The following is a 12,731-nucleotide window of genomic DNA, read 5'->3' as shown; positions in this document are numbered from 1 at the left end:
ATTAGTCATTAGTCATTAGTCATTAGTCATTAGTCATTAGTCATTAGTCATTGGGGATTGATAATTCAAACTTTACCCATTACCAAGTCCCCAGTCCCCACTCCTACCGAAACGGCGGAGAATAAAGCAGTCCGCCTTTATTCCAGAGTTGATTTTGACCGCGAGTGAGATTAAGTTTTGTTTTGGAACCGAGATTGCGATCGTAAATCTCAGCATAGTTGCCGACGTGCTTAATTACTCGTGCTGCAAAGTCGTTTGTCAAGCCGAGTCCTTCACCGAGGTTGCCTTCTGTTCCTAAAAAGCGCTTAATATCTGGGTCGTTACTAGTGGCTAACTGACCTACATTCTGGGAAGTAATGCCCAACTCTTCAGCTTTTACCAAAGAATAAACCACCCACTTGAGGGCATCACCCAGCCTGGTGTCTCCTTTAGCGACTGCTGGTGCGAGGGGTTCTGAAGAAATCACTTCTTCAAGAATCACATTGTCTTCTGGTTTGGGTAGGGTTGTACGCCGAGAAACCAATGCGGAACGATCGGCTGTGATGCCGTCGCAACGTCCTTGAGCATAGGTGGCAAAGGTAACATTAACGTCTTCAAAGACAATAGGTTTATAAGTGATGCCTCTTTTTCGCATTTGGTCTGCTAAGTTCTGTTCGGTAGTAGTGCCAGTTTGAACACAAATAGCTTTATCTTTCAAATCTGCTAGGGATTTAATATTGCTATTTTTGCGAACCATGATGCTTTGTCCGTCGTAAAAGACCACAGGTGCAAATTCTAGACCAACTGAGGTATCACGACTCAGAGTCCAGGTAGTATTACGGCTGAGAACGTCTACTTCCCCAGTCTGTAAGGCTGTAAACCGCTCTTTGGTATTGAGATTGCGAAATTCTACTGCATCTGGTTTGTCAAAGATAGCAGCTGCGATCGCCCTGCAAAGATCTACATCAATACCGCTGTATTTACCGTCAGTTCCCACAAAGCTGAACCCTGGAATTTCACCACTAACACCGCAAATTACCTGACCACGGCTTTTAATACTATCCCAACGATTTCGAGTTCCTGCTACTGGTGGATTACCCCCTGGGCTGCTTGGTGTATTTGTTGTTTGTCCTGACCCTCCACCACAAGCAGTAATGGCAAAGATTAGGGGGGCGATCGCTACAATAAAACCTGATTTATGCATAAACTTCATAGTTACTACACAATAATAATGTATTATTCACTACAATCATTTTACTAAAAACAATTTGTTGCTTGTCATATAAAACTCTACCAGCCTCCGGGCTATATTCATTCATGCTTAAAACCGGTAGTTTAAGTTGTGATTTATTTTTTAATTAAAAGCTTCAGATAGTTTGTGAAAATTGTCTCAATTTATCTTCAAGTTGCCACTTTTATTTAAAATCCTCTCAGGATACTTGATAGCAATCTGTTTATCAAATCTGGAAGATAATATTAAAATTTTACTGATACCAATTCTATATTTTTCACTGCATATTAGTTGGTAATAAAGCAATTATCACATCTTTAATAATCAACAAAAGATCCTCATAAAATAATATTCACACGCCACTATGAAAATCTATTTTTCCTATCTCCAATACCCCATATCTAATTTTTTGCAAGAGGCTCCATGAGTTGCACTCACAAGGAGCAATGAAAATTTCTTTTCCCTACTCCCCACTCCCTACTCCCTATTTTCAAGGGAGGTCTAATGTCCTATGCCCCACGCCCCATTCATCCATAAGTAGCCACACTAACTCAAACAACTACCACTAGCAGGTTAAACTAGGTCTGGTAACAGCTGCTCCACCATTCCTTATGAGGCTTTTATGGGAGCTAACCTCAAACAAATTGCCAAGTACTTAGATAACCTTGGTTGGGACTACCGTTTTGATGATGAAGAAGACCGGATTATAACAGGTGTAGAAGCTGATAACTTAGAAGATTTTCTAATAGTTGTTCAGTTGGATGAAGAGGGAAAATTTTTCCGGGTATTTGCACCTCAAGTTCTGGCGGGAATTCAAGACCATCCTCACAAGGCAGCTATCTTACAGACAATGCTTGCCATTTCCTGGGAAACCAAAATGCTGCAATGGGAGTACGATCCATCCGATGGTGAAATCCGTGCCATTATTGAGTTCCCTCTGGAAGACTCAATTCTTACAGAAAAGCAATTTCACCGTTGTCTGAGTGGATTAATTCAGATTGTAGATGGTATAGCGATCCCTCGCCTGAAAGAAGTGATGGTAACAGGACTCGATCCGGGAAATATAGAACTTGGAGAAAGACTATTACTCAGTATCCAAGAAGAAGCTCCAGGATTACTAGATTTACTGGAAAAGGCAATGGAAGCACGAAAAAAACGAGGAAGTTTTCCCAACGAGTGAGACGGATCATCACTGAAATAGCTATACTCCAAAGTGATACCCTCACTATATACTGAAATTTTCTGGGGCTGGATATTATGACATCCTATGCAACCTCCTCTGCTAAAGCGGAAATGAGTGAACTCCGGCGGTTGAAAGGCTTACTACCGCCAGAATTGCAGAGCTGGGTCACGGTAGAAGGCACCACTGAGGTCAATCCACCCCTGATCCGCTGCGAAGAAATTGGTAAAGACCAGGTAGAAATTCAAATTGACTTGGTGAAATGGGATGCCCTCGCAATGGATCAGCGTAATCTGCTGTTCTGGCATGAAGTTGCTCGCGTTCAAAACGACACAATTCCCAAAGATGGCTGGGAAATGGCAGCACTAGCCATCGGTTTAGGTGGTGCTGTCGGCGAATTGTGGGTACAAGATGGATTGCTTTTAGTGTTAGCTTTAGCGCTGTGTGGCGTGTCAGGCTGGCGATTGTATCAAAAGAACAATGGGGAAAAGCAACTAAAAGAACTGCTCAATGCTGATGAAAAAGCGATCGCCTTGGCAACTCGTTTTGGTTATACCCTCCCCAATGCCTACAAGAGTCTTGGCAGCGCCTTGAAAACCCTGATTGATAACACTCCTAGTAAGCGTCAACGCTCTAAATACGAAGCAAGACTCTCTGCCCTCAAACGCAGTGCCAATAAAGCAAAAGCTAAGTCCAAAATGATGGATGAAAGCACACTGTAGCAACCAGAAAGTAGGTTGGGTGGGCGATACCCACCCCTAAAAATATCTCAATAAGTAAATTGAAAATCTAAAATCTAAATCCAAAATCTTTTGATTTGAGCCAAGCTGCTTTTTGATAGCTAGCAACTTTATTGTTCAACAAGAGCTTAATAAAAATTAATATATTTATTTTGCAAACAAAATTTCATATAAATTTATTTTTACCTTAACTAGATCTTTAGTAATACCTAGATTTGACAGCAACTTTTAGAGTTGGTTGAGCATTTTATGTGTCTGGGGTATTACGCGTACTTGCTTGAGAGACTGTTTCATCAAAGCTTGCCACATCAAAACTTGATCGGGTGCAGGGGCAAGCACAGGTATGGGAGAAAATTGTTCAGACTCTTTTAATGGCGTAACAGGTTGTAAAAATACTGGTATATCTGGACTGACATCTGCCACCAGCAAAGCTGAACGTTGTAATTGGGCGGGATCTGTGTTTTGAGACACAATTATCTTGACAAAAACATTTAAATATGATTCGTGACATAATTGGAGAGATTTAGCATGTTCTAGCCAATGACTTTCGCCGCTAACACTGGGCAATTTGAAATCCATTCCTACAGAGTCTAAGTAGGGGAGAATCATTGCTAGTTGTTCTGGGCGGTGTCCGCCAGTTTCTAAATATATAGGTAGGCCAGTTATGTCTCGCACTTTGGGTAGAAACTGAGTTAAAAATGGAGCATGAAGAAGTGGTTCGCCCCCAGTTAAGCTAATGCTATCGTGTAAGGAAGGTAGATTTTGCCTTTGGACCCATTCGATTAATATGGGTAATGGGACAGGATTAGAGTAAATTTCAAAGTCGCGCAATCCGGGCGATCGCTCAATCCGGCAACTAACAGGTGCATTCCAGGTGTGGGCACTATCACAAAAGTGACAGCGCAAATCACACAAAGCAAAGCGAATAAAAATCTGACGAGTCCCTACATTCAGTCCTTCCCCTTGAATGGCAGAGAAGACCTCAACCAGGCGTGCGGTAGGTGTAACCGTAGTTTTAGCAATCATTTGATCGGAGTAACGCGATCGCATTGCGTCGGCACAACAGCAAGAATATTTTTTAGCTTCTTGTTCTATTGTGAATCGTCGCTGGCGATTGACAATCTGAGAAAGAGCAAATAGTAATTAGTCCTGATTACAGTTAAGTAATTTTCAAAGGACAAAATAATGTTTGGCAGATTACATTATACATGGCAACGAAAGTGCAGAGCTTCATGACTAGCCAACCGACAGAGGTCGATTTTCCAGTTCATTCCCTAAACGACACGGTTATAGTGCAGGTGCCCACACGGTTGAGCGTGCTGGAGGCTTTAGGCTTTAAGCAAACCTGCCAAGGCTTAATCCAACCCAATTCCCACCCCAAGCAAATTATCATTGACTTTCACCAAACTACTTTTATGGATAGTAGTGGTTTAGGTGCCTTGGTCAGTAATTTGAAATACGCCCAAGCTAAAGGTATTGCATTAAGATTGCGAAATGTAACACCTCAAGTGATGGCAGTTTTAAAACTCACGGGATTGGATCAAGTTTTTCCCCTAGAGCCTGTAGACAATGAGTCGCTAATAGAACGACAAGAGCCAATAGCTAATCGGAGGACAACTTCTCGTCAAGTAGAGCAGTTACCTAAGACTCATCCTTCTGTGGCATCTTGGATGAAGCGGTTCTTAGATATTATAGGATCAATCGTTGGGTTATTAATTACAGGAGTTTTGTGTATTCCTATTGCGATCGCTATTCAAATTAACGATCCCGGACCGATTTTCTTTAGTCAAACCCGCTGTGGTTGGATGGGAAAACGGTTTAAAATTTGGAAATTCCGCTCTATGTGTGTGGACGCGGAAGCAAAAAAATCCGAAGTTAAAAACCAAGTGCAAGGTGCATTTTTCAAGAATGAAAATGACCCCAGAATTACGAAAGTGGGACGTTTTTTACGGCGAACTAGTCTTGATGAACTACCTCAGTTTTGGAACGTCCTTAAAGGAGAAATGAGTTTAGTCGGTACCAGACCACCTACACCTGACGAAGTGGAACGCTACGAAGTACCAGAGTGGCAACGTTTAGATGTCAAACCCGGTATGACTGGCGAATGGCAAGTAAATGGACGGTCTACAGTCCGAAGTTTTGAAGATGTAATTCGCCTAGATTTGCAGTATCAAAAAAATTGGAGTTTGGTGTACGATTTAAAGCTAATTTTCAAAACTATAGCGATTCTGTTTAACAAAAACAGTGGTGCTGTTTAGCTAACTACCCTTATTTACAATTTTTTGCTAACTCGCAATTCTCACGATAATTGTTAAAAACACCCAAGCCCATTTTGAGCTTGGGTAAATTTTTAGGTTTATTTATTTGAGATTTTGGATTTTAGATTCAACATAGTTCAGTTAAACATCTCTTCCTTCTCTTTCTGTATTCTCTCTGTGCCCTCTGCACCTCTGTGGTTCGTAAAAAAAAATTAACATCAGGACTACAGATAAATCGAACCGCAGAGGACACAGAGGAATAAGAGTTTCAGAGAGTTCTGGCGTCAGTGCTAAAGGTGTAAGTTTCTAGATTTTGAATCATTCAATTCAAAACCCAAAACCCAAAATCCAAAATTCGGTCATCCTCTGCGTGAGATTATCCCGCCGCCTTCTGAACACCAACTACTTCAACTTGCTGTACTTCTGGTAATAAACGCTTCACGCCTTGCTTCACAAACCCCTGCAAAAAGGCAATTTGCTGATTTTGCCCAAAGACCTTTTGCAAAGTTTCTCGCAATTTCTCCAAATTCAAATTAGTTCCAGAATCTACTGCTATTTCTTGTTGTTGGAAATATTCAACTAAACTTAATCCTGCGACTTTGGTTAGATAAGCTGCACTTACTCCCTGCACTAAGCCACCAGCAATAAAGGTAACAGCATTACTTTTGAGAACAGTACTAACAGCTTTAGTAGAAAGTTCAACTAAACCGAGTTTCAGCATCAAACTTCCCATTGTTCCAGCTACGGTTTGCGCCTGTTCTAGGGAAAATTTCTGCTGATAGATGTTACCCAAATCCATTACCATCTGAGCATTAATGGCCGCAGTTGCCAGAATATCAAGGGCTGGTACTGGGTTAGCAAAGGCAGCAGCAGCAGCTATCCACTGATATTGTTCAATAATTGGGGTAGCGCGATCGCATCTGATTCCATTGAGCCAGTTTTTCGCCTCAGTTTTCAACAACCCAGCTTTTCTGATGGTAGTTAGCCAAACTAGCCGTTGTTTTTGCTGTGCCAAAATTTCACCGACTTGGTGGCTTAACTGTTGGATATCTGGTGCTGGTTGTTCCATCCACTCCTGCATAGAACCATCAGCCTCATACTTTCGGACTTTTATGGGGATGGGAGAGGCCGCAGTTGCAACTACATTTCCTGGCATCCGCTGTTTTAATGACAGTAAGACGCTAGCACGTTCATCGGCTAAATACTGGTCTTGTTTGTTAAAAACCAGCATTGTGGGCTGATTTGCTGTTTTTAGCTGCTGTAAAGTTTGAAATTCTGTATCTGTCAAATCACCGTTTGTCAAGAACAGTACAAAATCAGATTTTGCCACTTTAGCTAAAACAGCCGCATCTGAATTTTCACCCGCTTCTCTAAACAAAGGTGCTGTCTCTTGTAGAGACACGAAATTTTTTACCTCTAGATTGTGCTCTAGCACTTGAATTAAACTGCTTTTACCGACGGATTTTCCACCAGTGACAGCGACTTTAATTTCTTGCCTATCTAATTCAAACCACAATTGGGCAACTTGTTCCCTGAGTGTCCCTAATGCTTGATGGTTTTCTGCTTCTTGTGCCAGTTGGTTAATTACAGCTTCAGTTTTAGCGATCGCACTTTCCACAGTCGCCCGATCTACAAGCATAATATCTAGCTGTTCTAAATCGGCTTTCAGACGATTTTTTTGGAATAACCACAAACCGCCACCGACAGCTAAGACACTCAATAAACCAAACTCACCCACCTGCATTATTGAATGATGCCAACTTTGTAACATCCACAGAGAAAAGGACAGTCCCAATCCTCCTACTAAAATTGGTCGCTGCAACTTCACAACCATGACTCACCACGCTTTTTGGATGGCTATTTCTTCCAGAATAGATTAAAATCCTGCTTCTTTGAGTTGAACAGGCGATCGAACACAATTTTCTTTACTTATAGATTTTGCTGAAATTAACTCTCAAGCATTCCTATATTGTGCCGAACACGGTTTGCGCTATCTTTTTTCAGCTTCAACAAGGTGTATTTCGCTACCCTGGCAAATGAATATGTTTATTGGGAAGATATAAAACAGGTCAAAATTTTCTATATCTTCCCCTTCAAACAGGTCATTATACGGAAAAAGTATGGATATTATCTGAAAAGGGATGTTATCCGAAAACTTTCTATATATTTGTAACAGTTTGGGTAAATATGCGGACTAGTTTTGTATATTGCAATTTGCAAATACTACATTCTAGCTACTCAAACACTTGGCAATATCACATAACGTGTAATGTCGAAATTTTTTGAATTTTTATTATCGCGAAATACATTAAACATTGCAGCAATAAATTTCACTGCAATATTCTTTGGAAGTATTCTTTTTTATTGTTTGTTTCACATTGCTCCGGAGCGAGTTTGGCTTAATTTGCTAATCAGCTTATTAGGTGGTCTAATCGGCTGGGCATTTGGGAACGCCGCATCGCCTGTTAGCAAAGTTGAAAAGGAAACTTTTGGTGAATTAGGAAAAGTAGTAGCGACATTCTTTTCTGGCTATTTAGTGTCCAAGCTAGACAGATTTGTTGAGGGCGTACTATTTAGAAATAATCAGATTGATGAAAATTCTTGGATCTCTGTATGCTTATTTTCATCAGCGCTTATTCTTGCTAGTGTTACTGTTTTTCTAAACAGAACCTATGGCTTAGGCTCAAACCTAGAAGAAAAAAAAGCTGGAATAGAAAATCAGCAAAATCAAGTAACTGAAACAGGAAATCAATCTAAATAGGAATAAAAAGCGCTTGCCGTAATCGGTTTGAAAACTCCCCAACCAGGCTTTCAGGCATTAAGAACAGCTGCTTGTTCAGCTATGTCTCCTTTAAGTTTTGTATCGATTTGCAAAGTAAAAATAATTAAAACAAAACCCCAGAATCTTTTAAAATTCTAGGGTTTGATTTTGATTTGGTGGCGGGAAGTGGATTTGAACCACTGACCTTCGGGTTATGAGCCCGACGAGCTACCAGGCTGCTCTATCCCGCGTCGCTCTTGACTTTTCTAGTCTAACTTAAAGTCAAGAGTTTGGCAACTACAAAAACGATAATTCTCCAATTACTTCTAAACGCTTGTATTTTCCTAAGGTGACAAACTTTTCACTGAGGCTTTCGGCGGCGCTAGGACTAATCCAACCCATTTGTTGGAGTAAGTGAATAGCAACGGCGTGTTTTGCGCGTTTTGCCCCATCCATCACTTTAATAGCTAATCCCATGCCCTCACCAAGTCTACCAATGCATTGCACTCCTTCAGCACCAGATTTGCTCACCAGTTCCCCTGGAGTTAAACGCATCAGTTCCGTATCAAATTCTCCATCACCTGCTACCATTGCTGGGTGATGAGTCATAGCCCGGACAATGCGTTCCATATCCAAGTTGCTACTAGAGGCTAATAGGGCATACAAAGAGGCCATTTGACCAAGTTGCATTAAATAAGTCGGTGCGCCACAGTCATCATGGGCGCTGATAAATTCCTCTGCTGGCATTCGTAGCAATTCTGCTACTTTGCCCAAAATCAACTGCTGTATTGGGTGTTTGCGTTCCAAGTAGTTATTTAAAGGCCAATGGCGTTGCTGACAAACAGCTAGCATCCCTGCATGTTTACCAGAGCAATTGTATTCCAGAGGACTGCGTTTGCCTTCAGGAATCGGACACTGGAGTACAGTGGGGTCAAGATCCGCCCGCCAAAGGATGTTAAATACTTGTCGGACTTGCTCTATTGTTCCTTTATGGGAACTGGTGATAATTGCTAAATCGCGATCGCTGAGGTCATAGCGTTCCAGTGTACCTGTGGTGGTGACTGCGAGTGCCTGAAATGGTTTGAGTGCTGAACGAATAAATGCAGCAGTTTCAGAGTTTCCGGCGACGGTTAAAACCCGTCCGCGTTCGTCGCATACAACAGCCTGGACTATATGCTTGGATTCAATGATACCTTCACGCAGCAACCGGACTTCCAGTGCTGTGGCTTGAGTTCGTTTTCCCATTGTCATGGGTTTATTTTTATCACTTTTTTATTATTTGCCATTAGTCATTTGTCATTTGTTACAAAGTTCTGAATTGCCGGAAGCCGCCGCTCAGAATTTGCGCTTTGTCCTTTGTCCTTCGTCCTTCGTTTATTTATTAATTACCAATGACCAATGACTAATGACCAATGACTAATGACCAATGACGGTTTACAACAAATGCCAAACTATAGTACCAGTAACGAACATTCCCGCCAAGCCAGCAAAGGTAAATTGCAACCGTCGTAGGATAGGTTTGATTTCGTATGCCACAATCAAGCGATCACGATTGAGGACTTCTTGTGGTTTTGTCCAGGTTTGACCGTCGTACCAGCCTGACTCTTCATAGAATACTGTGGGAGAGCAAAGGCGATCGCACACGTAAAACCAGCCTAGATACAACCTTACCACTGCCAACAGTACGCCGATGCTTGCCCCTGCTGCACCACAGACAATAAAATGGGCAATATATTTTTGTGGGGGAAAGCTTGCTGCTGCTACAGGACCAGCAACTAACCAAGATAAACCCCAAATCCAAATCATTTTCGTGAGATAATCCCGCCAATGTAAAGTACTATCACGAAACAGCCAAGAAGCTTTTAACTCTTCGTACTCATTAAGCGGTTGTTGGTCTGTGGGAACTGGGCAATTTGAAACTGAAGACCTAATCATGTTGGCTTACCCCCACCCTCATCAGATTCTGGAAGGGAAATACGTTCTGCATGAATCCAGAACGCTTCTAGATTATAAAACTCGCGTTCCTTGGGCATCATGATGTGAACGATCACTTCACCGTAGTCTTGTAGTACCCAACTCCCCTCGGTTTTTCCTTCTGTCCTCAAGGGTCGTCGTTGCAACTCAGTTTCGACTTTTGCTTCAATTGCTTGAGCGATCGCCCTTACCTGTACCCTAGAATAACCAGTCATCATCACAAAATAATCTGCTAGATAAGATACATCTGCTACTCTGAGCAATAAAATATCACCAGCTTTGCGATCTGATGCAGCTTCAGCAATTGTCGCGGCTAGTTTTCCGCTTGCTTCTTCTATTTGGGTGGGGTTTCTCAGCACACTCTTTGTCAGTGGGACAGATTGTAATGGGAAATTTCCTTGGAAATAATCAGTCATTAAACCTCAGGTGCTTTCTTCCTTTTGAAACAATTGTTTACATTTACTTAACAAATAACAAACAATTGATCTGAAAATGTGTCAATGGGTTTTTTTGAATACTAACAAAAAAACAGGTGTCTATGGAGGCTAGCTTGAAAAAGGCATTAGGGAATGGGGAGTAGAGAGTAGGGACTGGGAAGAAATATTTTCATCTGCCCGTTGTGTAATTTATTGCACGATCGTCGAGCTTGAGCATACGAATTAAAAATTAGGGTGCGATTCGTTCTCACCTTCATGGGAGTATTACCAATTTTGCTTTACAGAACTGGTGGTTCATCGCATTATTTTTGGAGGCTTTAAAATTCTTTGCGTCTTTGTGTCAGCTTTCAACTCTCAAAATCTTTGCAATAGGTCACTAGACTTTAGGCTGTCTATTAAAACTTACGATACAAGAGAGGGTATTCATGCCCGATCTGCCAAAAGTCTGATTAGCATCAACATACCAGTTGGTATTTGGTGATACTGAGCGCCGTTATTATATTTATATTTAGATAAAAAAATTTATATTTCCACGCTTTAAATAGAATGAAGTGAAGCTGTGGGATTTTTGATTCAATACCAATGCAGCTAAAAAATTGCTTGTGTATTAAAGTTATTTAGTAAAATTTAATACGATTAACTTTTATATGATTAAGATTTTGATATCAACTCTACAGAAAGTGCAAATACAGCGGATTTCAGTTTAGTAAAGTACATATCCTAACTTACAAAGCTATGACTAAAGCCTCTTTTACTTCTGAATTCTGCTGTATCAACGTAATTCCACTGCCGTAGATTACACTTCTTGTTTCGTAACTATTGTCGAGTGAATTGCTCTACGATTTGCGATTAATGAGTAACACAACGACTCATACTGATTTAAAGCTTGCTCAAAAGCATATTGTTCAACGGCATATTGGCGGCTTTTATAACCCAGAGTTTTAACTTTTTCGGGGTTTTGATACAAGTCTAAAATTGCCATTGCTAAAGCTTGGGGATCTTCTGGAGGAACGATAATTCCGCCGCCACTTTGCCTGATGGCTCTTGCTGCCGTACCATTATCAGGGACAGAGGCAACTAAAGCCCGTCCGCTAGCAAGTAGCACCTGAATTTTTGATGGCATATTGAAGGAGATAACATTTTTCTTTTGCACCACCAAACCAACATCCGCAGCTGCCAACATTTCTGGTAAATTTTTGCGGGGTTGAAATGGCAGTAGCAAAACATTATCTGCACCACAATCTAAACATTCCTGTTGCAGTCGCTGTAAACCTTTTGCCTCGCCAACGATAACAAAAGTAATATCTGGGATGTGGCGCAACACAGAAGCAGCTTTAACAACGCTTTCTAAGCCTTGAGTAAGGGCAATGTTACCAGAATAAAGTACTACAAATTTATCATTGAGGTTATGCGTCGTGCGGAAAGGGTTATTTTCTTGAGGTAAGGGGCGGATAAAATTGACATCAACCCAGTTAGGAATTTGCACAATTTTGTCAGCTTCTACGCCCTTAGATCGCAAATTTTCCACAAATCCATCGGCGATGACGCTAATTTTACTGGCACTGCGGTAAGCAAATTTTTCCAATAATGCAAACAACTGGATGAGCAATTTATTTTTAAGTAGACCGACGTGAACAGCTGCTTCTGGTAATATATCTTGTAGATTTAAGATTACAGGGCAAGCACGTAACCATCCTAAAAGAGCAACTGGTACACAGCTTGGTAGGGATGGTGAGGTTGAGAGAATAACATCTGGACGCCAACTCATGAGTGCGGGTACAAAACTAGTGACAACGAAACTAGCGTCTAGTAAGACTCGATCTAGTAAATTCGGTTGTGGACGAATCCAAACATAACTACGTTGGATTTCAACGCCATTTTTGTATTCGGTGAGATACCACTTGCCCCGATATTCCTGATAAATTTGACGCTCAGGATAGTTAGGCATGGCGGTAACTACGCGCACTTGGTGTCCCCGTTTCACTAGTCCCTCTGCTAATTCAGTCATGAGTGGGGCAATACCAATTGGTTCTGGATGGTAATTGTATGAGTAAATTAAAATTCGCATAGAAAATTAGTCTGAAGTACCCCGGTTTTTTATTTAATGACAATACTTGTCTTAAATATGTCTGGGAGCTTGGAAACTCCCATATTTAATTGTGGCTTCAGAG

11 protein-coding genes and 1 tRNA gene are annotated in these 12,731 nt (G+C 41.2%); 4 read left to right on the top strand and 8 right to left on the bottom strand.

Features of this window, described 5'->3' with window-relative positions; genetic code table 11:
* Positions 1-103: 103 nt before the first annotated feature.
* Entirely contained in the window at positions 104-1,183 is a 1,080-nt protein-coding gene (locus ACM0OY_RS10040; protein WP_414568710.1) for an amino acid ABC transporter substrate-binding protein, read from the bottom strand.
* 649 nt (positions 1,184-1,832) lie between these two features.
* Between ACM0OY_RS10040 and ACM0OY_RS10035 the strand changes: the two genes are divergently transcribed.
* Positions 1,833-2,390 (top strand): hypothetical protein, encoded by a 558-nt coding sequence (locus tag ACM0OY_RS10035; RefSeq protein ID WP_414568701.1) that lies wholly within the window; start codon positions 1,833-1,835, stop codon positions 2,388-2,390.
* A 77-nt stretch (positions 2,391-2,467) separates the two neighbouring features.
* Positions 2,468-3,112 carry a DUF3318 domain-containing protein gene (locus ACM0OY_RS10030; RefSeq protein WP_414568700.1) on the top strand — a complete coding sequence of 215 codons (645 nt, stop codon included), beginning with the start codon at positions 2,468-2,470 and terminating at the stop codon, positions 3,110-3,112.
* A gap of 246 nt (positions 3,113-3,358) precedes the next feature.
* Here the strand turns inward: ACM0OY_RS10030 and ACM0OY_RS10025 are convergent, their stop codons facing one another.
* Positions 3,359-4,156 (bottom strand): 7-carboxy-7-deazaguanine synthase QueE, encoded by a 798-nt coding sequence (locus ACM0OY_RS10025; RefSeq protein ID WP_414568709.1) that lies wholly within the window; start codon positions 4,154-4,156, stop codon positions 3,359-3,361.
* Between the two features lie 182 nt (positions 4,157-4,338).
* Between ACM0OY_RS10025 and ACM0OY_RS10020 the strand changes: the two genes are divergently transcribed.
* On the top strand, positions 4,339-5,388 hold the full coding sequence (locus tag ACM0OY_RS10020) for an anti-sigma factor antagonist (protein WP_414568699.1): 1,050 nt from the start codon (positions 4,339-4,341) through the stop codon (positions 5,386-5,388).
* A gap of 376 nt (positions 5,389-5,764) precedes the next feature.
* Here the strand turns inward: ACM0OY_RS10020 and ACM0OY_RS10015 are convergent, their stop codons facing one another.
* Complete coding sequence (locus ACM0OY_RS10015; protein WP_414568698.1) at positions 5,765-7,222, bottom strand: YcjF family protein; 1,458 nt, start codon at positions 7,220-7,222, stop codon at positions 5,765-5,767.
* A 435-nt stretch (positions 7,223-7,657) separates the two neighbouring features.
* Between ACM0OY_RS10015 and ACM0OY_RS10010 the strand changes: the two genes are divergently transcribed.
* Positions 7,658-8,149: a hypothetical protein gene (locus tag ACM0OY_RS10010; RefSeq protein ID WP_414568697.1), complete on the top strand. Its 492-nt coding sequence runs from the start codon at positions 7,658-7,660 to the stop codon at positions 8,147-8,149.
* Positions 8,150-8,323: 174 nt separating this feature from the next.
* On the opposite strand, the gene ACM0OY_RS10005 is transcribed toward ACM0OY_RS10010, so the two are convergent.
* From ACM0OY_RS10005 to ACM0OY_RS09985, 5 genes are all read right to left on the bottom strand, one after another.
* Positions 8,324-8,400: transfer RNA gene (locus tag ACM0OY_RS10005), tRNA-Met, on the bottom strand.
* Between the two features lie 46 nt (positions 8,401-8,446).
* On the bottom strand, positions 8,447-9,400 hold the full coding sequence (locus ACM0OY_RS10000; protein WP_185564983.1) for an asparaginase: 954 nt from the start codon (positions 9,398-9,400) through the stop codon (positions 8,447-8,449).
* Positions 9,401-9,583: 183 nt separating this feature from the next.
* Positions 9,584-10,084, bottom strand: a complete 501-nt coding sequence (locus tag ACM0OY_RS09995; protein WP_414568696.1) for a CGLD27 family protein — start codon at positions 10,082-10,084, stop codon at positions 9,584-9,586.
* Positions 10,081-10,539, bottom strand: coding sequence for a ribosome silencing factor (rsfS, locus tag ACM0OY_RS09990; RefSeq protein ID WP_414568695.1), 459 nt, complete (start codon positions 10,537-10,539; stop codon positions 10,081-10,083). Before rsfS ends, ACM0OY_RS09995 begins: the two co-directional genes overlap by 4 nt.
* Positions 10,540-11,356: 817 nt before the next feature.
* Entirely contained in the window at positions 11,357-12,628 is a 1,272-nt protein-coding gene (locus ACM0OY_RS09985) for a glycosyltransferase family 4 protein (RefSeq protein WP_414568694.1), read from the bottom strand.
* Positions 12,629-12,731: the final 103 nt, after the last annotated feature.

Source organism: Nostoc sp. CCY 9925 (genome assembly GCF_963920935.1).
GTDB lineage: Bacteria > Cyanobacteriota > Cyanobacteriia > Cyanobacteriales > Nostocaceae > Nostoc.
The sequence above is the reverse complement of the archived record's forward strand: the minus strand, read 5'-3'. Positions and strand labels throughout refer to the sequence as shown.